Source organism: Bradyrhizobium sp. 22 (genome assembly GCF_000482425.1).
Classification (GTDB): Bacteria; Pseudomonadota; Alphaproteobacteria; order Rhizobiales; family Xanthobacteraceae; genus Bradyrhizobium; species Bradyrhizobium japonicum_B.
Genome location: NZ_KI519399.1, coordinates 2716216 through 2738927 on the forward strand (window position 1 = coordinate 2716216; position 22712 = coordinate 2738927).

Genomic DNA, 22712 nt, shown 5'->3' on the forward strand with positions numbered 1-22712 from the left:
CGCCGCTACTGAGCTTTGAAGGTCGGCACGTCCATCTTGACGAAGTCCGGCTTGAGCGTCTTGAGCCACTCGACCGACCGCACGCCAGCCGGGTTGGTGATCGTCTTCGGATCGAAGATCATCATGTTGTCGAGCAGCTTGAAGTCGTACCCCGGAACGGACTTGGTGACGCCGACCAGCTGAGCTTCGAGACCCTGGTTGTCCTCGGGCCGCAGCGTAATCGGACGGCCGAAGCCGGTGGCGAACTCGATGCCGGCCGTCGCGTCGACGACCTGCTCGCGCGTGGGCCAGTTGCCGCCGTTGGCCTTGATTGCCTTGTCGTAGGCCGTCTGCAGGGCCTTGAATGCCTGCGCCATGTGATAGACCGGGTAGATCGGCCATGCACCGGTCTTCGCCTTGAAGGCTTCATTGAACGCCTTGAAGGCCGCGTCGTTCTTCTTCTCGGGATGCAGGAACCAGTGGTCTCCGCGCGCGCCGACGATCAGGCCTTCGGGCAAGTCCTTGCCCAACCGCTGGATCGACGATTCGCCGATCCCGAGCACGAAGGTCGACTGCTGCAACAGGCCGCGCTGACCGGCCTGGCGGACCAGCGTGTCGAGATCTCCGCCCCAGGACGTGGTTAGAACCACATCCGGCCGCAGCGCCAACAGACGGGAAATTTCAGTGGAGTAGTCCGGTGCGCCGAACTTCGGGAAGAGCTCCGCGACGACTTGCACGTCCGGCTTCATCGCCTTGAGCGCGGTCGAAAAGATCTCCCAGCTCTCCCGACCCCATGCATAATCCTGATTGACCACCGCGATCGTCTTGAAGTCGGGCTTGGTCTTGAGCAAGTAAAGGAGCACGGCCAGCATTTCCGGCGTGCCGTTCGCCTGGGTCCGGAAATTGTACCGGTACTTCTTGGTTTCGAGGATGGAGGCCGCACCGCAGTCCCACATGAAATTCATGACTTTGAGGTCTTCGGCGACCGGCACCAACTGGGTGCAGCTGCCCGACGAGATCGAAGCAAACGTGGCATCGACCTTTTCGTCCTGCACCACGCGTCGGTAGTTCGAGACGAGCGCTTCGCCTCCCGCGCCTTCGTCGATGAAGGAGAGCTTGACCGGCACGCCGCCGATGCCGCCCTTCTTGTTGAGGTCCTCCGCGATCATCTCCGCCGCGGCCTTCGCCGGCACACCGAAGACTGACGCAGGGCCCGACAGGAACGTCGTGATGCCGATTTTGAGCTCCGACGGCTTGGTCTGCGCAAGCGAGGTGCCGGTAAAGCTCGCAACGACAAGCCCGGCCGCAACCGCAGCCTTGAGAAATTGCATCGAAAGTCCTCCCTGTTCTGTATGTTGCGCCCGGCTTCAGCCGCCGTGCGCTTCTTCTTCTTGCAGCAACGCTACTATAATTGTCGCGTGTTGCCAGCCCCCTTGGCCGCCATTCGCGAGCCGACGAATTCAGTTCGACCCCGCCGCTCATTTTGTCGGCTGCGCATCGATCGGAACGGACAAGGCCCCCAAAATGGTCGATGCCTTTAATTCCACGGCGCGATAAAAGCTCCGGCCAGAGCCCGCTGCGCGACCGGAAGGAGAGGGCGGCGATCGATCTGCCAGGGTCGGCTTCGTCGGTTTTTCGCTCGGAGGGCAACCGGTCTCGTGCTGATGGGGACCAGGCCGGACTTCGCCAGGGTCGCCAGCCTCTGCAAGGAGACGGCCGGCGTGTGCGCACAGCTTCACAAGGGCGCGACGCCGCCCGAGCCGATCCACGATGCGCGCATTCGCACCGCCGTCATCGTTGATTCCGCACCGGCCACCCTGACGCGGGAGAACCCTGCCGCCGTCAAAGTGTCTTTTCAGTTCTGGTGCTCGCAGTTCGGTGGACTCGGCGTCGGCGACGGCTCCGGCAACGCACGCGTCGCGCAGGGCCTGCCGGGGAAGCCCGATGTTCACGTCGTGCCGGCTGGCCTTATGCGTTCCTGGCACCGTGCTCGCCGGAGCTGGCGGCCGCTGTCCCGCGCATCTGCACCGACGTGCCGGCAGGCTTCGACCGGGCCGGATTTCACCGCGAGTTCAATGCGGCGGTGGTGAAGTATTTCCGTGAGCAGTTGGCGGCGGGAGATCGGTGAGGCTCGAATTACCGTGACAGTCCAGCACTGTCACCGTAATCGGATCGGTTGCGCTAGTCCCGGGGCGTCCGCTTGTGACCCAAAGCAGGCATGCAACTTCAATGAGTTTTAATAGTACGTTCGCAGTCCTGACAAATGGCCGCCTCAGCGAGCATTTCCATGAGCTTGCCGATCAACAAAGGACCTGACTGGAATACCTCGCAGTACACGGCGTCGGGGTTTGGCTTCTTTGCAGGAGCGAGTGCAGCTCAAGTGCTCTTTCACTACCAGCTCATTGGACGGAACTTGGCGGTAGTCGTGGTCTTGGCATGCTTAGCTGTTCCACCATTCCTTGTTGGGTGGTGGCAAAAGCGCAAACGCGGCCCCCTTTACAGTGAGCCCAAATAGTCGCCTCGTCTGGTGAGCCGACTGAGGCAAAACAGTCTGCCAAGGGCAGCTTGTGGCCCGATGGCGAAGTGCGGTTTGGCTCAGATATGGTCAGCTGATCGGGGCACAGCGGAAGTGACAAACCGGCGCTTGTGACCCAAAGCCGACTAAGGGGCTAACCGTTTGCCCGACATAGGTTAGCCGAAGCGGACATCGAGAGGGGAGTCCTTTGTTGCTTCTTGCTAAACCGACCAAGTACTAGGCGGCCGGTCCCCGCTCGATCATGAGATCGAATCTAACCACTCCGACGAAATCCCGCGCGGACTGTCTACTCGGCTGGATAGGAGACAGTGAACACTGCCGATAACGTTCACGCAGTTTCCCTTTTCTTTGACCATTCCGAGAGCCAAGAGCACGCCATGGCCGCGACGGCTCCAGTAAGACCTAGCCCGTAGTCAAAAGAGGGCGGATGCTCCGCGAAATAGGCGCCAAGAATCGAAATGTATGTTGCGAGATATCCGATCACACCCGTTGTAAACCACCGCCCAACAGACGCGACTCCGCTGCGTTCAAGCACTAGATCGGCCACCGCCGCAATAAGAGCGGGGACCAAGCCGAATATGAAAGCAAATGGCAATAACAAGACAAACCCATCACTAAGGATCACACTGATGCCCTTCAATCCATCAGATATGATCAACATGACGACGTATCCCAAGATAGGACCGACGATCAGAAAAATGGAAAAGCGCTTCATACCCTGCCCCAGTATTGCAACAGGCGTTCGCAGTCTATGTCATGACGGAATCCCGCAGGCTCCCGCAGGGGCTTTCCACTCCGATAGATACGAGACAATGAACATTGACAATGAAACATGCGACGTTCCCCTCAAACTGAGGCGCTCTCGTCCAGCAAACAACAACGGCCGCACTTCCGCTCACGGACCATCGCTGCCGCAGCCCACGGCCAAGGCTATGTCGTCCGTCAATGGTAGACTGGACCTAACTTAAACCGGGCCAACCGTGGCGATTGACCGTTACTGACCTGCGCGACAGTTCAGTGCGTCGCACTCGCATTCATCAAAACGAACAGGTGAGAACCTGCGGCGATCAGCGAGAAGATGACTATCCCTAATTCAGCACCATGGACGTGCTGCGGCGCATATGTCGAAGCCAGCCAAATGAACAACCGGACGGCCGCCATAAAGGCGATCATTCCCCACATAGCGAGCCATTTTGGAGCGTACCAAGTTGGCTCGCCAGTAGACCCCCGTTGCATAGCGACGCGTTCGCTTTGAATACGCGGGCCAAGATAAAAGTTTAACCCGACGACCAACGCGATAGCGAAGCAAAAGACGTAGTCTGCTGGTACCATGCTTTCCGCCCTCGAAACGCTAGCCGAGACTACCGAGATACCGAGGAGCAATCCATTCTTGTTTAGATCGAACAGCCCGCATCCACTCCTTATGGTTGCTGGTGGATTGATCGGCGGCGATGACTGCTTCTGGCCCATAGCGGACGTCCTTGCGCCTCGCGCTGACTATAATCGCCCCTGGACTCCAGACCCTGCAGCCCCAGCGCCCCGATATGCACTCCTGGCATGACATCCACGATGGCATACTACCCCTGTTTTGCCCGACGGGTCAGAGTTTCTTCGGCGAATCAGAAATATCTTTGCGGGCCAATGAGATGGCTACTGTGCATGGGGTTGTTTTCTCACTTTTTGGTTTGAGCCTGCGACGTCGCGCCTTCACAAGCAAAAGGGCCGCCCCTTCGGGCGGCCCTTTCATCTTGGTCAAGGCGGTGTCGCTTACTCCGCGGCCTGCTTCTGCGGCGGGTCGAGCGCGCCGGACTTGTGGATCTCGGCGACCTGGTGATCGCTGAAGCCGAGCACCGAGCGCAGGACCTCGTCGGTGTGCTCGCCGAGCAGCGGGGAGCGCTGCACGTCGCTCGGGCTGTCCGACAGCTTGATCGGGTTGCCGACCGAGACGTACTTGCCGCGGGTGGGGTGGTCGACCTCGACCACGGTGCCGGTCGCGCGCAGCGACTGGTCTTCCGCGATCTCCTTCATCGACAGGATCGGGCCGCAGGGGATGTCGTCCTTGTTGAGGATCTCCATCGCCTCGAACTTTGTCTTGGTCATCGTCCACTGCTCGATGCGGGCGAAGATCTCGTTCAGGCGCGGCAGCCGGGCGGCCGGCTTGGCGTAGTTCGGATCGGTCTTCCAGGCGGGCTCGCCGATCACGTCGCAGATCTTCTCCCAGACCGGGGCCTGGGTGATGAAGTAGATGTAGGCGTTGGGATCGGTCTCCCAGCCCTTGCACTTCAGGATGCGGCCGGGCTGGCCGCCGCCGGAATCGTTGCCGGCGCGCGGCACGGCATCGCCGAACGGCACGCCTTCGCCGAACTGGCTGTATTCCTTGAGCGGGCCGTGGGCGAGGCGCTGCTGGTCGCGCAGCTTGACGCGGCAGAGGTTGAGCACGCCGTCCTGCATCGCGGCGGTGACGCGCTGGCCCTTGCCGGTGTTGGTGCGCTGATAGAGTGCGGTGACGATGCCGAGCGCCAGGTGCAGGCCGGTGCCGCTATCGCCGATCTGCGCGCCGGTCACGAGCGGCAGGCCGTCGCGGAAGCCGGTGGTCGAGGCGGCGCCGCCGGTGCACTGCGCGACGTTCTCGTAGACCTTGCAGTCTTCGTACGGTCCGGGGCCAAAACCCTTGATCGAGGCGACGATCATCTTCGGGTTGATCGCCTGAATCTTCTCCCAGGGGAAGCCCATGCGGTCGAGCACGCCGGGGCCGAAATTCTCCACCAGCACGTCGCACTTCTTGATCAGCTCGGTGAGGACTTCCTTGCCCTTGGGGTTCTTGGTGTCGAGCGTGATCGAACGCTTGTTGTGGTTGAGCATGGTGAAATACAGGCTGTCCACGTTCGGGATGTCCTGCAGCTGGCCGCGGGTGATGTCACCCACGCCCGGACGTTCCACCTTGATCACGTCGGCGCCGAACCAGGCCAGCAGCTGCGTGCAGGTCGGCCCGGACTGGACGTGGGTGAAGTCGAGAATGCGAACGCCCTCGAGCGCTTTGGTCATCGTGTTGCTCCGTACTCTTGTGTCTGCCCCTGCACCCGGCAGGGAATAAGGGTTGAGGGGTGGACTTACTTCTTCTTCTGCAGAACGCTCTGCGGATTGAGGTTGCCGATGCGGCCGCTCTCCGAGCCCGCGGCCGGATCGATCACCGCGTTGATCAGCGTCGGCTTGCCGGACTTCATGGCGTCGCCCACGGCGCGCTTCAGCTCGTCGGGCGAGGTCGCATTGACGCCGACGCCGCCGAAGGCCTCCATCATCTTGTCGTAGCGCGCGCCCTTGACGAACACGGTGGTCGCCGGATCCGAATTGGCGCCGTTGACGTCGGTGCCGCGATAGATGCCGTCATTGTTGAAGATGACGACGCAGATCGGCAGATTGTAGCGGCAGATGGTCTCGACCTCCATGCCGGAGAAGCCGAACGCCGAGTCGCCTTCCACCGCCAGCACCGGGTGGCCGGTCTCGAGCGCGGCCGCGATCGCCTGGCCCATGCCGATGCCCATCACGCCCCAGGTGCCGACGTCGAGACGCTTGCGCGGGCGGTACATGTCGATGACGCCGCGGGCGAGGTCGAGCGTGTTGGCGCCTTCGTTGACGAGGATCGCCTCGGGATAGTCCTTGATGACGTTCTTCAGCACGCCGAGCGCGCCGTGATAGTCCATCGGCGATTTGTTGTTCATCAGCTTCGGCGCCATCTTGGCGACGTTCTCTTCGCGCTTGGACGAGATCGCCTTGGTCCATTCGGCGGGCGGGGCGGTCCAGCCCGACGCCAGCGCCTGGTTGAACGCGGAGACGACCGAGCCGATGTCGCCGACGACGGGCGCGACGATCTCGACGTTGGAGTCCATCTCCTTCGGCTCGATGTCGACCTGGATGAACTTCTTCGGCGCCTCGCCCCAGCTCTTGCCCTTGCCGTGCGACAGCAGCCAGTTCAGCCGCGCGCCGATCAGCATGACGACGTCGGAGTCCTTCAGCACGGTCGAGCGGGCCGCGCCGGCGCATTGCGGATGGGTGTCGGGGAGCAGGCCCTTGGCCATGCTCATCGGCAGGAACGGCACGCCGCTCTTCTCGACGAAGCTCTTGATCTCCTCGTCGGCCTGGGCGTAGGCCGCGCCCTTGCCGAGGATGATGAGCGGACGCTTGGCGCTCTTGAGCACGTCGAGCGCACGCTTGACCGCAGCGGGCGAGGGGATCTGCGCGGGCGCAGCATCAATCACCTTGACCAGCGACTTCCGGCCGGCTTCGGCATTCATCACTTGGCCGAACAGTTTTGCTGGCAGGTCGAGATAGACGCCGCCCGGACGGCCCGAGACCGCGGCGCGGATGGCGCGGGCGAAGCCGATGCCGATGTCCTGGGCGTGCAGCACACGATAGGCCGCCTTGCACAGCGGCTTTGCGATCGCGAGCTGGTCCATCTCTTCATAGTCGCCCTGCTGGAGGTCGACGATCTCGCGCTCGGAGGAGCCCGAGACCAGGATCATCGGGTAGCAATTGGTGGTGGCGTGCGCGAGCGCGGTGAGACCGTTGAGGAAGCCGGGCGCCGAGACGGTGAGGCAGACGCCGGGCTTCTTGGTAAGATAACCGGCGATGCCCGCGGCATAGCCGGCGTTCTGCTCGTGGCGGAAGGAGATCACGCGAATACCGGCGGCCTGCGCCATGCGGCCCAAATCCGTGATCGGGATGCCCGGCACATTATAGATGGTGTTGATGCCGTTCAGCTTGAGCGCGTCGATGACGAGATGGAAGCCATCCGTCAGCTCCTGCTCGGTGCCCGGTGCCTCGGACTTGGTCGCGGTATTCAGCATGGGCCTTGTCTCCCTGGTCTCAAGTGGTGGGGCGAGTTGTTCGCCCTTCTGGTGAATGGTGGCTAATGAACAGCTACGTGAACAATTCCTGGCCGTGCGCTTCGACGTAAGCGGCAAGGCCGAGGGTGTGGTCCCGGGCGCGCTTCTCGGCGAGCTCGGTGTCACGCGCTTCCAGCGCTTCGATGATGCCGAGATGCTCCGGCAGCGAGGTCGCGGTGCGGTCCTTGCGTCCGATCGTCAGCTGGCGATAGCCGCGCACGTGCAGCAGCAGGTCGTTGGTGAGATCGACCAGCACCGGCGATTCCGACAGCGAGATCAGGGCCTGGTGGAAGGCGATGTTGGCGCGCGAATATTCCTCGACGTGGTCCTCGGGCAGGCGGTCCTTGCCGAAATCCTTGAAGAAGTCGCGCAGCGCCGTGATGTCCTTCTTGCGCGCGGTGGTGGTGATGAGGCGCGCGGCCATGCTCTCCAGCGCCGCCCAGGCGCGGATCATGTCGACGATCTCGCTCTTGGTCCTTCGCACCACCATGATGCCGCGCCGTGGCACCGTCTTCACAAAACCGTCCTGCTCGAGCATCGCGATGGCTTCGCGGATCGGCGTGCGGCTGACGCCCAGGCGTTCGGACAGCGCGCGCTCGTCGAGCATCACCGGCTCGGGCGTCGAGTAGATGTCCATCTTGAGGATGGCTTCCTTCAAGGCGTCATACGCCTTGTTCTTGAAGCTGGTCTCCGGGGCAATACGAACGATTGCGATGTCTGCCTCGGCCATGTTCGGCAACGCCTTGGTTGGTTTGCGTAGTGACACGACGAATCTCCTCCAGTGGGGAGTCGTCTTTTACAGGAATATTGACAGGAAAGTTTTTGGCATACCACATGCCAGAATGTCAAGGCGGCGATTTTTTGCGGCGTTCTAAGTGATGCAGCAGCTTGACAAGTTGGCTTCTGGCATACCAAATGCCATCGCCAGCCATTTTTGATCCAGGGCGGTGGAGTAATCTCAGGCTTGATGCCGCTCCAGCCCGCGACATGGAACAGAGCGCGGCGAATGGCAAGCATCACGGGCAGCCGCAACCACGCGCGCGCTTTGAAAAGAACGAACTGAGGTCAAGGGAGAAGCCACATGTCCAATTCCAAAGATGCCGTCCGCAAGGTGCTTGACCAGGTCAAGGCGGACAACCGCACCAGCCTGACGGCTCCGGAAGGCAAGCTGGTCTGCGACGCCTACGGCATTCCGGTGCCGAAGGAGGGCGTGGCGAAGTCGGCGGGCGAAGCCGGCAAGATGGCCTCTTCGATGGGCTTCCCGGTCGTGATGAAGATCGTCTCGCCCGACATTCTCCACAAGACCGAAGCCGGCGGCGTCATCGTCGGCCTCAAGACGGCGGACGAGGCCGAGAAGGCCTACGAGACCATTCTGTCCAACGCCAAGAAGTACAAGGCCGATGCCAAGATCGAAGGCGTCCAGGTGCAGCAGATGCTGGCCGGCGGCACCGAGGTCATCGTCGGCTCGATCACCGACGGCTCGTTCGGCAAGCTGGTGGCCTTCGGCCTCGGCGGCGTCCTGGTCGAGGTGCTCAAGGACATCACCTTCCGCCTGGCGCCGGCGACCAAGGAAGACGCGCTGTCGATGCTCGACGGCATCCAAGCGCATGAGATCCTGAAGGGCGTGCGCGGCGGGGAGCCGGTGAACCGCTCGGCGCTCGCCGACGTCATCGTCAAGGTCTCGCAGCTCGTCACCGATTTCCCTGAGATCGTCGAGCTCGACCTCAATCCGGTGTTCGCGACGCCGAAGGGCGCCACCGCCGCCGACGTCCGCATCGTCGTCGACTTCGCCTATGTGCCGAAGCCGAAGCCCCGCCCGACCGAGGAGATCGTCGCGGCGATGAACCGCATCATGCAGCCCAAGGCGGTCGCCGTGGTCGGCGCCTCCGCCGAGGACGGCAAGATCGGCAATTCCGTGATGAAGAACCTCATCAACGGCGGCTACAAGGGCGACATCTACCCGATCCATCCCAAGGCCGCCGAGATCCTCGGTTACAAGGCCTATAAGAGCGTCAAGGACGTGCCCGGCGTGATCGACGTCGCGGTGTTCGCGATCCCCGCCAAGTTCGTAGCGGCGGCGCTGACCGAATGCGGCGAGAAGAAAATCCCCGGCGCGGTTCTGATTCCGTCGGGCTTTGCCGAAGCCGGCGCGCCGGAGCTGCAGGCCGAGATCGTCGAGGTCGGCAAGAAGTACGACATCCGCCTGATGGGGCCGAACATCTACGGCTTCTATTATACGCCGGCCAATCTCTGCGCGACCTTCTGCACGGCTTACGACGTCAAGGGTCACGCCGCGCTGTCGTCGCAATCGGGCGGCATCGGCATGGCCATCATCGGCTTCTCGCGTTCGGCCAAAATGGGCGTTTCGGCCATCGTCGGCCTCGGCAACAAGTCCGATATCGACGAGGACGATCTGCTCGCCTTCTTCGAGCAGGATCCGAACACGAACCTGATCGCGCAGCACTGCGAAGACCTCAAGGACGGCCGCGCCTTTGCGGAGGCTGCAAAGCGCGTCTCCAAGAAGAAGCCGGTCGTCGTGCTCAAGGCCGGCCGCACCTCGGCGGGCGCGAAGGCGGCGTCCTCGCACACCGGCGCGCTCGCCGGCAACGACAAGATCTACGAGGACGTTCTGGCACAATCGGGTGTGATCCGGGCCCGCAGCTTGCGGCAATTGCTCGAATTCGCCCGCGGCGTCCCGGTGCTGCCGGCGCCGAAGGGCGAGAACGTCCTGATCATCACCGGAGCGGGCGGCTCGGGCGTGCTGCTATCGGATTCCTGCGTCGACAACGGCCTATCGCTGATGTCGATGCCGCCGGATCTGGATGCGGCCTTCCGCAAGTTCATTCCGCCGTTTGGAGCTGCCGGAAATCCTGTGGATATCACCGGCGGCGAGCCGCCGATCACCTACGTCAACACGGTGAAGCTCGGCCTGTCGGACGAGCGCATCCATTCGCTGATCCTCGGCTACTGGCACACCATCGTCACCCCGCCGATGGTGTTCGCCCGCAACATGGTCGAGGTGAAGAAGGAGATGGAAGCCAAGGGCTTTGTGAAGCCGATGGTCGCCTCGCTCGCCGGCGACGTCGAGGTCGAGGAAGCCGCCGAATATCTCTACCAGAACGGCATCCCGGCCTACGCGTATTCGACCGAGCTTCCGGTCGAGGTGTTGGGTGCCAAGTACAAATGGGCGCGCGGGGCAGGGCTGCTCTGAGCGCTAGCTCTCCTGTCATCCCGGGGCGACGCGAAGCGTCGAACCCGGGATCTCGAGATTCCGGGTCTGGTACGCCGGGCCCGCGCTGCGCGCAATCCCGGCGCACCATCCCGGAATGACGGATGCAAGAGCGGCAGGTCGCGATGAACAAGAACGTGATCCGGCGCAAATCGCTCGAACCCAAATCGGCTGCAGAGGCCGACCATGAGATCCGCGACGGTGGCGTGCAGTCCGTTGATCGTGCGCTCTCCATCCTGGAAACGCTGGCCGAGGACGACGAAGGCTACCGCCTCAGCGATCTCGGGATCCGCACCGGCTTGTCGGCCTCGACGGTGCATCGCCTGCTCGCGACGCTGGAAAGCCGTCGCTTCGTGCAGTTCGACCGCGCCGAATCCAAATGGCACGTCGGCTCGCGCGCCTTCACGGTCGGCGCGAGCTTTGCGCGGCGGCGCAATTTCTCGACGCAGGCGATTCCATACTTGCGCAAGCTGCGCGATCTCACCCGCGAGACCGCCAATCTCGCCGTCGTCGACGACGAATTCATCATCGTTCTGACCCGCATGGAGAGCCGCGAGATCATGCGCTCGTTGACCCAGGTCGGCGGCCGTGTCCCCATGGTGACATCGGGCGTTGGCAAGGCGGTGCTCGCGACCTATTCGGACGAGGATGTCGGCGCCGTCATCCGCCATCACGGCATGCCGCGCCTGACCGGGAAGTCGATCGTGCGGCCGAGCGACCTGTTCAAGGAACTCGAAAAGATCCGCAGGCAGGGTTTTGCGCTCGACGATGAAGAGGCCTGTATGGGCCTGCGCTGCATTGCTGCGGTGGTATACAACGACTGCGCCGAGCCGCTCGCGGCGATTTCCGTCTCCGGCATGACCAGTCGCCTGACCGACGACCGATTGCCGGACGTGGGCCAAATCGTGCGCGAGGTCGCCGGCGAGCTGACCGTCGCGCTGGGTGGGGTGATGCCGACGCCGCGCTAAAACGCAGGAATCTGGGCGCTGTCGCTGGACAGCATCGGCCGTTTTGGCTGATATGCGACCAAACGACACAATGCGGCAAACGTCCGCATGAGCCTGGAGAGCGTCCTCATGTTCCAATTTTCCGCGCGCCTTGCCGGCGCAGCCGTCGCGCTGACCCTTCTGGCAGCGACGCCATCCCTTGCCCAGCAGCTCGAGCTCAAGCTGATGGCGCCGGCGGCCCCGGGTGGCGGTTGGGACCAGACCGCGCGCTCGATGCAGCAGGCGCTGGTGGCCTCCGGTGTGGCGCGCAGCGTGCAGGTCACCAACGTTCCCGGAGCCGGCGGCAGCGTCGGCATCGCCCAATTCGTCAATGGCGCCAAGGGCGACGGCAACCAGATGATGGTCAACGGCTTCGTTATGGTGGGGGCGCTCGCCATGAACAAGTCGCCGGTGACGCTGGAACAGGTGACACCGATCGCGCGCCTCACCGAGGAGATCCAGGTGATCGTGGTGCCCGCGAACTCGCCGATCAAGACGGCGCAGGATCTCGCCGCCGCGGTGAAGGCCGACATCGCCAAGGTGACTTTTGCCGGCGGCTCGGCCGGCGGCGTCGACCATGTGATGGCGGCGTTGTTCGCCGGCGCGGTCGGCGCGGACGCAAAGAAGATCAACTACATCCCGTTCTCCGGCGGCGGCGAGTCGCTCGCCGCGATCCTCGGCGGCAAGGTCACGGCGGGTATTTCTGGCCTCAGCGAATATGAAGGGCAGATCAAGTCCGGCAAGCTGCGCGCGATCGGCGTCACCTCGGAGAAGCGTATCGCCGGCAGCGACATCCCGACCTTTAAGGAGCAGGGCATCGACCTCGTGATCGCCAATTGGCGTTCGGTCGTCGCGCCTCCTGGCATCACGCCGGAGCAGCGCAAGACCTTGAGCGATGCGGTCGAGAAGATGGTGAAGTCGGATGCCTGGAAGGAAATCCTCAAGCAGAAGGGCTGGGAGGACGCCTATCTCGGGGGCGATGCCTTCGCCGACTTCCTGAAGAAGGAAACCGTGCGGGTCACCGACGTGCTGAAGTCGGTCGGCCTGGTCAAGTCATGACCTCGGGTGATCCCGCCCAGCCGCCGCGGCGCGTCGATCGCGCCGGCGTCGTCATCGCTGCGCTGCTCGCGGGTCTTGCCGCCGTGCTGGTCCTTGACGCGCACGGCCTGTCATCCACCGCGATGTACGGCATGGGGCCGGAGGCGATGCCGGTCGTGGTCGCCAGCGGCCTTGGGCTGCTCGCGATCGGCAATCTGATCGACGCGCTGCGCGGCCATCTGCCCGCGCGCGAGCGCGCCGATCCGGTTCCGGTGCTTCTGATCCTGGTCGGCCTGGCGCTGCTGATCGCGATCATCGGCTTTGGCGGCGGCTTCATCCTGGCGACCTCGGCGCTGTTCGTGACGACATCGGCGGCGTTCGGGCGCCGCGCCATTCTCGTCGATGGCATCATCGCGCTCGTGATGTCGACCCTCATCTATCTCGCGTTCGACCGGCTGCTGACGCTGAGCCTTCCGACCGGCCCGCTGGAGCGACTGCTGTGATGGACACCTTTGCGGCGCTGGCCCACGGCATGGCTGTCGCCATTCAGCCGATGAACCTGCTCTATGCGCTGATCGGCGTGTTCCTCGGCACCGCCGTGGGCGTGCTGCCCGGCATCGGCCCCGCGCTGACCGTCGCGCTGCTGCTGCCGGTCACCTACAAGCTCGACCCCGGCGGCTCGCTGATCATGTTCGCCGGCATCTATTACGGCGGCATGTATGGCGGCTCGACCACCGCGATCCTGATCAACACGCCCGGCGAGAGCGCCTCGATGGCCACAGCGCTGGAAGGCAACAAGATGGCCAAGGCCGGCCGCGGCGGGCCGGCGCTCGCGACCTCCGCGATCGGCTCCTTCGTGGCCGGCACCATCGCCACCATCGGTCTTGCCTTCCTCGCGCCCTGGCTGGTCGATTTCGCCGTGCGCTTCGGCCCCGAGGATTATTTCGCGCTGATGTGCGTCGCCTTCGTCACGGTGTCGGCGACCTTCGGCGATTCCCCGATCCGCGGCCTGACCAGCCTGTTCATCGGCCTGTCGCTCGGCCTCGTCGGTATCGACAAGCTGACGGGACAGGCGCGCCTTGCGTTCGGCGTGCCTGAGCTGCTCGACGGCGTCGAGGTGACGACGCTTGCGGTCGGCCTGTTCGCGGTCGGCGAGGCGCTCCACGTCGCATCGCGCCGCCATCACAGCGAGGAGAAGCTGGAGCCGGTGCGCGGTTCGCTGTGGATGACGAAAGAAGACTGGAAGCGGTCGTGGAAGCCCTGGCTGCGCGGCACCATGTTCGGTTTTCCGATCGGCGCGCTGCCCGCGGGCGGCGCGGAGATCCCGACCTTTCTGTCCTATTCCACCGAGAAGCGTCTCACCAAGCATCCCGAAGAATTCGGCAAGGGCGCGATCGAAGGCGTCGCGGGGCCGGAAGCCGCCAACAACGCTTCCGCCGCGGGCACGCTGGTTCCGCTCTTGACGCTGGGGCTGCCGACCTCGGCGACGGCCGCGATGATGCTGGCGGGCTTCCAGCAATACGGCCTCAACCCGGGGCCGCTGTTGTTTGCCGAACGGCCGGACCTGGTATGGGGCCTGATCGCCAGCCTGTTCATTGCCAATTGCATGCTGCTGGTACTCAATTTGCCGCTGGTCGGCCTGTGGGTGCGGCTGCTCGCGATCCCGCAGCCATGGCTCTATGCCGGCATCCTCGTGTTCGCGACCATGGGCACCATCGCTGCCAAGCCGTCGGTGGTGGAATTGTCGATGCTATCAGGCTTCGGCGTGCTCGGCTTTCTGATGCGCCGGTTTGATTTTCCGATCGCGCCGGTCGTGGTCGGCCTGATCCTCGGCCCGATCGCCGAAAGCCAGCTGCGCCGCGCGCTCGCGATCAGTCTCGGCGATCCCATGACGCTGGTTCAGAGCCCGATCTCGGCGACGCTGCTCGGCATCGCGCTGCTTGCGCTATTGGCCCCGTTTGTGCTGAAGGGGCTGGGGCGGTTCAAGGCGAACGAGGACTAACCGTCCTGACGTACTTGTCTTCTCGTGTCGCGTCCATTGGTGGGGAACTGTCATGCCTTCCGAGCTCCGCTCGCCGCGTCTGGCGGTTCTGATCGACGCCGACAATGCCTCCGCCAAGATCGCGGACGGATTATTCGAGGAGATTGCTAAGATCGGCGAGGCCAGCGTCCGCCGCATCTATGGCGACTTCTCCAACGCACGGTCCAGAGGCTGGGCCGACATCCTGTCGAAGCACGCCATCATCCCGCAGCAGCAGTTTGCCTATACGACCGGAAAGAACGCCTCCGACATTACGCTGGTCATCGATGCGATGGACCTGCTTCACAGCGGCCGGTTCGACGGCTTTTGCCTGGTGTCGTCCGACAGCGACTTCACCCGCCTGGCTGCCCGGATCCGGGAGCAGGGCATCGACGTATTCGGGTTCGGCGAGCAGAAGACGCCGGAAAGCTTCAGGCAGGCCTGCCGGAGATTCGTTTACACGGAGAACCTCCTTGCCGGATCGGTGAATACGCAGGACGCCACCTCGAGGTCGGCATCGCTTCAGCCGCCCGAAGCGGCCACGCCGATCATCAAGAAGGTGATCACCCAGATGGAGAGCGAGGACGGCTGGGTTACGCTCGGTGAAGTCGGCCGCCAGCTGGCCAATCTCGCGTCCGATTTCGATCCGAGGACGTTCGGCTTCCGTAAGCTGAGCGATCTCGTGCGGAAGACAAATTCCTTCGAGATCGACGAGTCGAAGGGCCGGTCGATGCGAATTCGGGTCAAGGCCGCCGCAGCGCCGCAGCCGAGACGGCGGAACCCGCGCAGGTCTTCTAGAGCGGGGACGCCAGGAGGTTCGGCGCCAAAAGCGTAAGCACGGGTGCCGCTTATTTGAGTTGCCGAGCCGGCCCGCGGGCGCAACCATTGCTGGGCTGTTTCCGTCACGCGAGAGCCCCATGACAAAACTCACCCGCTTTGCCGTTGCGCCGCTGCACAGCATGACGCGCCACCTTGCCGACGTCGCCTCCGCCCGCCTTGCGCCCGATCTCGTCATCACTGGCGCCCGGGTGCTTTCGACCTATTCGGAACGCATCCATGCGAACCGCGAGATCTGGATCGCCGGCGGCCGCATTGCCGCCGTGAAGCCGAGCGGAGCAGCGAAGAAGGCGTGGAGCAGCGTTGCGACCTATGATGCCGCCGGCGGCATCATAGCGCCGGGTCTGGTCGATCCGCACATCCACATCGAATCCTCGATGGTGACGGCCTGCGCCTATGCCGAGGCCGCGCTGCTCAACGGCACCACCACGATCTTTTGCGACAGCCACGAGATCGGCAACGTGATGGACGTCGCCGGCGTCGAGGCGATGCTGGAGGATGCGCGCGAGGCGCCGCTCTCGATTTTCTTGACGGTGCCTTCGACGGTTCCTGCGACATCGGCTGAACTCGAAACGGCTGGCGGTGATCTCACGCCGGACAAGATCGCGGGTCTGTTCGATCGCTGGCCCGAAGCCGTGGCACTCGGCGAGAAGATGGACTTCGTGCCGGTGACGATGGCCGACGAGCGCAGCCATGCGATCCTCGCGGCCGCCCTGAAGCGCGGACGTCCGGTGTCCGGCCACGTCTACGGGCGCGAATTCGTCGCGGCTTATGCTGCGAGTGGCGTCACCGACACGCATGAAGCGATCGACCGCGACATCGCCGACGATCTGCTCGATGCCGGCGTCTGGGTGTTCCTGCGTGGGGGGCCGCCGACGACGCCCTGGCATTCGCTGCCGCAGGCGATCCGCACCATCACCGAGCTTGAGGCCTCGCACAAGCGCACGGCGGTGTGCACCGATGACCGCGATGCCGACGATCTCCTGCTGTTCGGCCTCGACTGGGTGGTGCGCGAAGCCGTGAAGGCGGGGATGTCGCCGGAGCAGGCCTGGTCGATGGGCTCGCTGCATGGCGCGACGCGCTTCGGCATCGATGGCGACATCGGCGGGCTCGGCGGCGGCCGCCGCGCCGATCTCGTGCTGATGGATGATCAGCTCAAGCCACAATGCACCTGGTATGGCGGCGAGCTCGTGGTCGAGCATGGCAAGATCACTGGTCGCCTCGATCAGGCATTGTCGCAGCGCTACCAATATCCGAAGGCGGCTTATGCGACGGTGAAATTGCCGAAGACGATGAAGCTGACGCCGGAGCTGCCGGCGAAGGCCTGCACTGTCAACGCGATCAAGACCGCGCTGCCGGGCATCACCCTGATCCACGAAAAGGTTGCGATCGAGCCGGCCAAGGACTGGCCGTCGCTGTTCGCCCGTTACGGCCTCTGCTTCGTCACCGTGGTCGAGCGCCATGGAAAATCGGCCGGCAATGTCGCCCACGGCCTCCTGAAGGATTTCGGCCTCAAGCGCGGCGCGGTCGCCTCCAGCGTCGGGCACGACAGCCACAACATCATCGTCGCCGGTACCAACGAGGCGGACATGCAGGTCGCGATCGCGGCGATCAGGGAGCAGCAGGGCGGCGTCTGCGTCGTCGCCGACGGTAAGGTGAGGGCGCTGGTTCCGCTGCCGATCGCGGGGCTGCTGTCCGACAAGCGCGTCACCGAGGTGGCCGAGGAGGTCAAGGTACTGAAGAAGGAATGGGCCGAGGCCGGCTGCACCATCCCCTATATGGGTTTCAATTTGATTCCCCTATCGGTCATTCCGGAAATTCGCATCACCGACAAGGGTCTCGTGCTGGTGCCGCAGATGGAGCTGGCGCCGTTGTTCGAATGAGCCGCTTTCACGCATTCCTGCATCTAACCGATTGAGCTTGCCGCAATTTCTCTGCGGCTGCCGCATCGTGGAAAATAAAATCGATCTCGTTGAGATCGCGGCTCGCGCAACCGATGATCTCGCTCGCTGACTTGAACCAAGCGAGGTCCGATATGGCGAAGATGCGAGCCGTCGATGCAGCCGTGCGAATTCTGGAGAGAGAGGGCATCTCGACCGCCTTCGGAGTTCCCGGGGCCGCGATCAATCCGCTGTACTCGGCGCTGAGGAAGCGCGGCTCGATCCACCATATCCTGGCACGACACGTCGAGGGCGCTTCGCACATGGCGGAGGGCTATACCCGCGCCAAGGCCGGCAATATCGGCGTCTGCATTGGAACCTCGGGGCCGGCGGGCACCGACATGATCACCGGGCTGTATTCGGCGATTGCCGATTCCATCCCGATCCTCTGCATCACCGGACAGGCGCCGCGGGCGCGGCTCTACAAGGAGGACTTCCAGGCGGTCGACATCGAATCGATCGCTAAGCCGGTGACGAAATGGGCGGTGACGGTGCGGGAGCCGGCGCTGGTGCCCCGCGTGTTCAGCCAGGCGTTTCATGTGATGCGCTCAGGCAGGCCCGGACCGGTCCTGATCGACATGCCGCTCGACGTGCAACTCGCCGAGATCGAGTTCGACGACGAGACCTATGAGCCGCTGCCGGTCTACAAGCCCACGGCCACGCGCAAGCAGGTCGAGAAGGCGCTGGAGATGCTCAACGCCGCCGAGCGGCCACTGATCGTCGCCGGTGGTGGCATCATCAACGCCGACGCATCGGACCTGCTTGTGGAGTTCGCCGAGATCGCCAACGTGCCCGTGGTGCCGACCCTTATGGGATGGGGCGCGATCCCCGACGATCACGTGCTGATGGCCGGCATGGTCGGGCTTCAGACCAGCCACCGCTACGGCAATGCCACCATGCTGGAATCCGACTTCGTGCTCGGCATCGGCAACCGCTGGGCCAACCGCCACACCGGCTCGGTCGAGAGCTACACCAAGGGCCGCAAATTCGTGCATGTCGACATCGAGCCGACGCAGATCGGACGCGTGTTCAATCCCGATCTCGGCATCGTCTCGGACGCCAAGGCCGCGCTCGAGCTGTTCGTCACCGTCGCCAGGGAGTGGCGGCGGGCGGGCAGGCTCCGCGAGCGCCAGGCTTGGCCGGCTTCCTGCCGCGATCGCAAGAAAACGATGCTGCGCAAGAGTCATTTCGACAACGTGCCGATCAAGCCGCAGCGCGTCTACGAGGAGATGACCAAGGCCTTTGGTCGTGACACCTGCTACGTCACCGTGATCGGCCTGTCGCAGATCGCCGGCGCGCAATTCCTGGGCGTCTATCGCCCGCGCAACTGGATCAATGCGGGACAGGCCGGGCCGCTCGGTTGGACCTTGCCTGCCGCGCTCGGCGTGCGCGCGGCTTGTCCGGATCGCGACATCGTCGCGCTGTCGGGCGACTACGACTTCCAGTTCCTGATCGAGGAACTCGCGGTTGGGGCGCAGTTCAATCTGCCCTACATCCACGTCGTCGTGAACAATTCCTATCTCGGCCTGATCCGCCAGGCCCAGCGCGGCTTCGAGATGGACTATCACGTCCAGCTCTCCTTCGAGAACATCAACGCGCCCGAGATCGGCGTCTACGGCGTCGACCATGTCGCGGTCGCCGAAGGCCTCGGCTGCAAGGCGATCCGCGTCACCGATCCGAAGGACGCACAGGCCGCGTTCGCGACCGCGCGCGAATTGATGGCCAAGCACCGCGTGCCCGTGGTGGTCGAGTTCATCCTCGAACGCGTCACCAACATCGCCATGGGCACCGAGATCGACAACATCGTCGAGTTCGAGGAGGTGCTGGACCTGCCGCTCGACGAGGTCGGGACCGTCAGGCCCGGCGTGCTGCAGCCGGCGGAATAAGGAGAGCATCATGCCGAAATTCGCCGCCAACCTCACCATGCTGTTCAACGAGATGCCGTTCCTCGACCGCTTCGCAGCGGCGAAAGCGGCGGGCTTCTCCGGGGTCGAATATCTCTTCCCCTACGATTTCGACAAGGCGCAGCTGCGCGAGCAGCTCGAAGCCCATGGTCTGACGCAGGTGCTGCATAATCTGCCGGCCGGAAACTGGGCAAGCGGCGAGCGCGGCATCGCGATCCTGCCCGATCGCACCGCCGAGTTCCGTGACGGTGTGTTTCGCGCCGTCGACTATGCTAGGGCGCTCGACTGCGAGCAGCTCAACTGCCTCGTGGGGATCGCGCCTGTCGATGCTGATCCGCGCGAGCTAAAGGAGACGCTGATCGGAAATCTGCGCTTTGCCGCCTCGACGCTGGCCCGCGAGAACATCAAGCTGCTGGTCGAGCCGATCAACACACTCGACATTCCCGGCTTCTTCCTCAACGGCACCGAGCAGGCGGTGCAGCTGATCTCGGAGGTGCGGTCGAACAACCTTTTCATCCAGTACGACATCTACCACATGCAGATCATGGAGGGCGATCTCGCCCGCACCATGCAGGAATATCTGCCGGAGATCGCCCATATCCAGCTCGCCGACAATCCCGGCCGGCACGAGCCGGGCACCGGCGAGATCAACTATCCCTTCCTGTTCCGTCACCTTGACGCGATCGGCTATCGCGGCTGGATCGGCTGCGAATACAAGCCGCGCACCACGACGCTGGAAGGCCTGTCGTGGCACGCCGCGCAGACGTTCGAGACGTAAGCGCGCGGCCACAACGACGGTGCGCTCCCTCTCCCGCCTGAGGGAGAGGTGCACCGAGCTCGCGGATGAATTTTGCTCCTCCAACTGTGAGACATCAGACCATGATCGACATCGGCTTCATCGGACTTGGCACCATGGGACGGCCGATGGCCGGCCATCTCCTGGCGGCGGGCCATCGCGTGCTCCTGCATGACGTCGCGCCCGTTGCGCCGGAGCTGATCGCGGCCGGCGGCATTCCCTGCAAGTCCGGCAAGGAGATCGCGGAGGAAGCGGATGCGGTCATCATCATGGTGCCCGACACCCCGCATGTGGAGGCCGTGCTGTTCGGCAAGGACGGGGTCGCGAGCGGGATTTCCAAGGGCAAGATCGTGGTCGACATGAGTTCGATCTCGCCGCTGGCGACGAAGGAGTTCGCCAAGAAGATCGAGGCGCTCGGTGCCGACTATCTCGACGCGCCGGTGTCGGGCGGGGAGGTCGGGGCCAAGGCAGCGAGCCTCACCATCATGGTCGGCGGCCCGGAGCGGGCTTTCGTCACCATGAAGCCGATCTTCGACAAGATGGGCAGAAACGTCACCCGCGTCGGCGGCAACGGCGACGGGCAGACCACCAAGGTCGCCAACCAGATCATCGTCGCGCTGACGATCGGGGCGGTAAGCGAGGCGCTGTTGTTTGCGTCGAAAGCCGGCGCCGATCCGGGGCTGGTGCGGCAGGCGCTGATGGGCGGCTTTGCCTCCTCACGCATTCTCGAAGTGCACGGCGAACGGATGGTGAAGCGCAATTTCGATCCCGGCTTCCGCATCGAGCTGCACCAGAAGGATCTCAATCTCGCGCTCGAGGGCGCGCGCTCGCTTGGCCTGTCGTTGCCCAGCACGGCGGTGGCGCAGCAATTGTTCTCGGCCTGCACCGCCCATGGCGGCAAGGCCTGGGATCATTCGGCGATGGTGAGGGCGCTGGAACTGATGGCGGGCCACGAGATCGCCGCTGCCTGAACTGTTACGCCGTAACAGTCTCCAGATCTGGCGTCTCTTTCGCCGCAGGGAACCGGAACAACGGTCCGGCCCCGCGGTTGAAGGCGCATAGCAATCACTGGAGGCTCAAGAACATGAAGACCCGTTTTGCGATTACGTTGGCCGCCGCTTCGTTGCTGGCGTCGAGCGCGGCCTTTGCCCAGTCGACGACCGAACAAGGCGCCAGGGACGGCGCGCGTGCAGGTGGCGAAATCGGCGGACCGATCGGCGCAATGGTTGGCGGCACCGTCGGTGCAGCCGTTGGTGCCGGCCTCGAAATTCCGAACGCGGTGCTGGGCGGAATCCCGCGCAACGATTCCGTGGTGATCCAGGAGCGCGTCGTGGTCGGGGAGCCCTTGCCGCCGACCGTGGTGCTCCGCCCCGTGCCGAACTACACCGAGTACCGCTATGCCGTCGTGAACGACCGCCGCGTGATCGTCGAGCCGCGCACGCGCCGCGTCGTCAAGATCATCGACTGATCGGCGACAATCCTATGGGTTGAAAGAATGGGCCCTGCGGAGCGTCACTCCGCGGGGCCTTCGCTTGTCGCGACGGGCCTTGCGCGAAAGCGCGTGAGCAGCCACTCGACCGCGGCCGCGAGCGCAAAGCCGATGCAGGCGGTGAGCGCGTCGACCAGGAAATCCTCCAACCGGGCGTGGCGGCCGGGTGCCCAAAATTGCATCAGCTCGAGCACGGCGATCAGGACCACGGCGGCCGCCGCGATCAGCAGGCGCCGGCGCCGATAGGCGAGGCCGAAGGCCAGCCCCACCAGGATGAATGCGAGTGCATGTTCGCCGTCTTGGCCGAGGTCGGAATGGGGCCGCAGGCCAGGGGGACCGAGTGTGGCGAAAGTTACGGCGGCTGCGAGCAGCCAGGCAAATGAACGTACCAAAATAGACATTCGCTCCGCTTAGCACACATGGCAGCGGGCCGGTACCTTCCGTCCATCAGATCGCCGTGTAGTTAATGACCAAACGTTAAAGTGGCTCGCGCACGCCGAGCCCGAGCATGAAGCGTTCCCGGATCTGCACGGGATCACGCCTCGTGGTTCCGACCCCGGGCTTGTCGTCGATCCGGACGGCGATCAGGTGTGGCTCGGCGGCGGACATCGCCGCGTCGAGCAGCCGTTCGAAATCCTCCTCGTCCGCCGCCCAGGCGCTGTGGGCGAGGCCGGAGCCGATGGCGATGGCCACGATGTCGGCGACGCCTGCCGCGGGTGTCGGTTGGGCGCCGGTGATCTGGTAGATACCGTTGTCCATCACGACCATGACGAGGTTCTTCGGCTTCAATGCCGCGATGGTCGACAGCGCGCCGAGCTGCATCAAGAGCGAGCCGTCGCCTTCGAGCGCGAAGACGCGCCGATCCGGCTGCGCCAGCGCCACGCCCAGCGCGATCGGAAAGGCGAGCCCCATGCTGCCCAGCATGTAGAAATTCTGCGGACGGTGGCCGGCGGCCCAGAGGTCGAAATTGGTGTTGCCGATGCCGCCGATCACGGCTTCCTCGTGCTTAAGCTTTGCGATCAGCCGCGAGGTCACGTCGAAGCGGCTCATGACCTTGGTGTTTCGCGTATTCATG

Annotated in this window: 20 protein-coding genes; 12 read left to right on the forward strand and 8 right to left on the reverse strand. The window is 63.9% G+C overall.

Annotated features, from left to right (window positions below):
- Positions 1-5 precede the first annotated feature (5 nt).
- Positions 6-1310, reverse strand: coding sequence for an ABC transporter substrate-binding protein (locus K410_RS0114070; RefSeq protein ID WP_028135471.1), 1305 nt, complete (start codon positions 1308-1310; stop codon positions 6-8).
- A gap of 327 nt (positions 1311-1637) precedes the next feature.
- Here K410_RS0114070 and K410_RS0114075 point away from each other — a divergent pair, with 327 nt between their 5' ends.
- Positions 1638-2069, forward strand: coding sequence for a hypothetical protein (locus tag K410_RS0114075; RefSeq protein WP_155253389.1), 432 nt, complete (start codon positions 1638-1640; stop codon positions 2067-2069).
- A gap of 774 nt (positions 2070-2843) precedes the next feature.
- Here the strand turns inward: K410_RS0114075 and K410_RS0114080 are convergent.
- The 5 genes from K410_RS0114080 to K410_RS0114100 all read right to left on the reverse strand — a co-directional run bounded on the left by K410_RS0114080 (position 2844) and on the right by K410_RS0114100 (position 8128).
- The gene (locus tag K410_RS0114080) at positions 2844-3230 is read right to left on the reverse strand and encodes a DUF5413 family protein (RefSeq protein ID WP_028135473.1); all 387 of its coding nucleotides are present in this window, start codon (positions 3228-3230) and stop codon (positions 2844-2846) included.
- A gap of 299 nt (positions 3231-3529) precedes the next feature.
- Positions 3530-3985, reverse strand: a complete 456-nt coding sequence (locus K410_RS39485) for an SdpI family protein (RefSeq protein WP_155253390.1) — start codon at positions 3983-3985, stop codon at positions 3530-3532.
- Between the two features lie 297 nt (positions 3986-4282).
- Positions 4283-5560 (reverse strand): formyl-CoA transferase, encoded by a 1278-nt coding sequence (gene frc, locus K410_RS0114090; RefSeq protein ID WP_028135474.1) that lies wholly within the window; start codon positions 5558-5560, stop codon positions 4283-4285.
- Positions 5561-5625: 65 nt separating this feature from the next.
- The gene (gene oxc / locus K410_RS0114095; RefSeq protein ID WP_028135475.1) at positions 5626-7359 is read right to left on the reverse strand and encodes an oxalyl-CoA decarboxylase; all 1734 of its coding nucleotides are present in this window, start codon (positions 7357-7359) and stop codon (positions 5626-5628) included.
- A gap of 73 nt (positions 7360-7432) precedes the next feature.
- Positions 7433-8128: a GntR family transcriptional regulator gene (locus K410_RS0114100; RefSeq protein ID WP_196236056.1), complete on the reverse strand. Its 696-nt coding sequence runs from the start codon at positions 8126-8128 to the stop codon at positions 7433-7435.
- A 351-nt stretch (positions 8129-8479) separates the two neighbouring features.
- Here K410_RS0114100 and K410_RS0114105 point away from each other — a divergent pair, with 351 nt between their 5' ends.
- The 11 genes from K410_RS0114105 (at position 8480) to K410_RS0114155 (ending at position 21616) form a co-directional block, all read left to right on the forward strand.
- Entirely contained in the window at positions 8480-10609 is a 2130-nt protein-coding gene (locus K410_RS0114105; protein ID WP_028135477.1) for an acetate--CoA ligase family protein, read from the forward strand.
- Between the two features lie 143 nt (positions 10610-10752).
- On the forward strand, positions 10753-11595 hold the full coding sequence (locus K410_RS0114110; protein WP_028135478.1) for an IclR family transcriptional regulator: 843 nt from the start codon (positions 10753-10755) through the stop codon (positions 11593-11595).
- 108 nt (positions 11596-11703) lie between these two features.
- Complete coding sequence (locus K410_RS0114115) at positions 11704-12672, forward strand: Bug family tripartite tricarboxylate transporter substrate binding protein (protein ID WP_028135479.1); 969 nt, start codon at positions 11704-11706, stop codon at positions 12670-12672.
- A complete protein-coding gene (locus tag K410_RS0114120; RefSeq protein WP_028135480.1) occupies positions 12669-13154 on the forward strand; it encodes a tripartite tricarboxylate transporter TctB family protein in 486 nt (161 codons plus the stop codon). The genes K410_RS0114115 and K410_RS0114120 overlap by 4 nt, the downstream gene beginning before the upstream one ends.
- Positions 13154-14653 carry a tripartite tricarboxylate transporter permease gene (locus tag K410_RS0114125; RefSeq protein WP_028135481.1) on the forward strand — a complete coding sequence of 500 codons (1500 nt, stop codon included), beginning with the start codon at positions 13154-13156 and terminating at the stop codon, positions 14651-14653. The genes K410_RS0114120 and K410_RS0114125 overlap by 1 nt, the downstream gene beginning before the upstream one ends.
- A 52-nt stretch (positions 14654-14705) precedes the next feature.
- Positions 14706-15506 (forward strand): NYN domain-containing protein, encoded by an 801-nt coding sequence (locus K410_RS0114130; RefSeq protein ID WP_028135482.1) that lies wholly within the window; start codon positions 14706-14708, stop codon positions 15504-15506.
- 82 nt (positions 15507-15588) lie between these two features.
- Positions 15589-17391: an adenine deaminase C-terminal domain-containing protein gene (locus K410_RS0114135; protein ID WP_028135483.1), complete on the forward strand. Its 1803-nt coding sequence runs from the start codon at positions 15589-15591 to the stop codon at positions 17389-17391.
- Positions 17392-17543: 152 nt separating this feature from the next.
- Positions 17544-19334 (forward strand): glyoxylate carboligase, encoded by a 1791-nt coding sequence (gene gcl / locus K410_RS0114140; protein ID WP_028135484.1) that lies wholly within the window; start codon positions 17544-17546, stop codon positions 19332-19334.
- A gap of 10 nt (positions 19335-19344) precedes the next feature.
- The gene (gene hyi / locus K410_RS0114145) at positions 19345-20130 is read left to right on the forward strand and encodes a hydroxypyruvate isomerase (RefSeq protein WP_028135485.1); all 786 of its coding nucleotides are present in this window, start codon (positions 19345-19347) and stop codon (positions 20128-20130) included.
- A 101-nt stretch (positions 20131-20231) separates the two neighbouring features.
- On the forward strand, positions 20232-21119 hold the full coding sequence (locus tag K410_RS0114150) for a 2-hydroxy-3-oxopropionate reductase (protein WP_028135486.1): 888 nt from the start codon (positions 20232-20234) through the stop codon (positions 21117-21119).
- A gap of 113 nt (positions 21120-21232) precedes the next feature.
- Positions 21233-21616 (forward strand): DUF1236 domain-containing protein, encoded by a 384-nt coding sequence (locus K410_RS0114155; protein WP_028135487.1) that lies wholly within the window; start codon positions 21233-21235, stop codon positions 21614-21616.
- A gap of 44 nt (positions 21617-21660) precedes the next feature.
- On the opposite strand, the gene K410_RS0114160 is transcribed toward K410_RS0114155, so the two are convergent.
- A complete protein-coding gene (locus K410_RS0114160; protein WP_028135488.1) occupies positions 21661-22038 on the reverse strand; it encodes a VanZ family protein in 378 nt (125 codons plus the stop codon).
- Positions 22039-22114: 76 nt separating this feature from the next.
- Positions 22115-22711: a thiamine pyrophosphate-dependent enzyme gene (locus K410_RS0114165; protein ID WP_049820040.1), complete on the reverse strand. Its 597-nt coding sequence runs from the start codon at positions 22709-22711 to the stop codon at positions 22115-22117.
- Position 22712: the final 1 nt, after the last annotated feature.

What these genes read in the sequence shown, in the direction of transcription:
- K410_RS0114070 (WP_028135471.1), bottom strand. Translation starts at nt 1,310, where the DNA reads ATGCAATTTCTCAAGGCTGCGGTTGCGGCCGGGCTTGTCGTTGCGAGC.
- K410_RS0114080 (WP_028135473.1), bottom strand. Translation starts at nt 3,230, where the DNA reads ATGAAGCGCTTTTCCATTTTTCTGATCGTCGGTCCTATCTTGGGATAC.
- K410_RS39485 (WP_155253390.1), bottom strand. Translation starts at nt 3,985, where the DNA reads ATGGGCCAGAAGCAGTCATCGCCGCCGATCAATCCACCAGCAACCATA.
- frc (WP_028135474.1), bottom strand. Translation starts at nt 5,560, where the DNA reads ATGACCAAAGCGCTCGAGGGCGTTCGCATTCTCGACTTCACCCACGTC.
- oxc (WP_028135475.1), bottom strand. Translation starts at nt 7,359, where the DNA reads ATGCTGAATACCGCGACCAAGTCCGAGGCACCGGGCACCGAGCAGGAG.
- K410_RS0114100 (WP_196236056.1), bottom strand. Translation starts at nt 8,128, where the DNA reads ATGGCCGAGGCAGACATCGCAATCGTTCGTATTGCCCCGGAGACCAGC.
- K410_RS0114105 (WP_028135477.1), top strand. Translation starts at nt 8,480, where the DNA reads ATGTCCAATTCCAAAGATGCCGTCCGCAAGGTGCTTGACCAGGTCAAG.
- K410_RS0114110 (WP_028135478.1), top strand. Translation starts at nt 10,753, where the DNA reads ATGAACAAGAACGTGATCCGGCGCAAATCGCTCGAACCCAAATCGGCT.
- K410_RS0114115 (WP_028135479.1), top strand. Translation starts at nt 11,704, where the DNA reads ATGTTCCAATTTTCCGCGCGCCTTGCCGGCGCAGCCGTCGCGCTGACC.
- K410_RS0114120 (WP_028135480.1), top strand. Translation starts at nt 12,669, where the DNA reads ATGACCTCGGGTGATCCCGCCCAGCCGCCGCGGCGCGTCGATCGCGCC.
- K410_RS0114125 (WP_028135481.1), top strand. Translation starts at nt 13,154, where the DNA reads ATGGACACCTTTGCGGCGCTGGCCCACGGCATGGCTGTCGCCATTCAG.
- K410_RS0114130 (WP_028135482.1), top strand. Translation starts at nt 14,706, where the DNA reads ATGCCTTCCGAGCTCCGCTCGCCGCGTCTGGCGGTTCTGATCGACGCC.
- K410_RS0114135 (WP_028135483.1), top strand. Translation starts at nt 15,589, where the DNA reads ATGACAAAACTCACCCGCTTTGCCGTTGCGCCGCTGCACAGCATGACG.
- gcl (WP_028135484.1), top strand. Translation starts at nt 17,544, where the DNA reads ATGGCGAAGATGCGAGCCGTCGATGCAGCCGTGCGAATTCTGGAGAGA.
- hyi (WP_028135485.1), top strand. Translation starts at nt 19,345, where the DNA reads ATGCCGAAATTCGCCGCCAACCTCACCATGCTGTTCAACGAGATGCCG.
- K410_RS0114150 (WP_028135486.1), top strand. Translation starts at nt 20,232, where the DNA reads ATGATCGACATCGGCTTCATCGGACTTGGCACCATGGGACGGCCGATG.
- K410_RS0114155 (WP_028135487.1), top strand. Translation starts at nt 21,233, where the DNA reads ATGAAGACCCGTTTTGCGATTACGTTGGCCGCCGCTTCGTTGCTGGCG.
- K410_RS0114160 (WP_028135488.1), bottom strand. Translation starts at nt 22,038, where the DNA reads ATGTCTATTTTGGTACGTTCATTTGCCTGGCTGCTCGCAGCCGCCGTA.
- K410_RS0114165 (WP_049820040.1), bottom strand. Translation starts at nt 22,711, where the DNA reads ATGAATACGCGAAACACCAAGGTCATGAGCCGCTTCGACGTGACCTCG.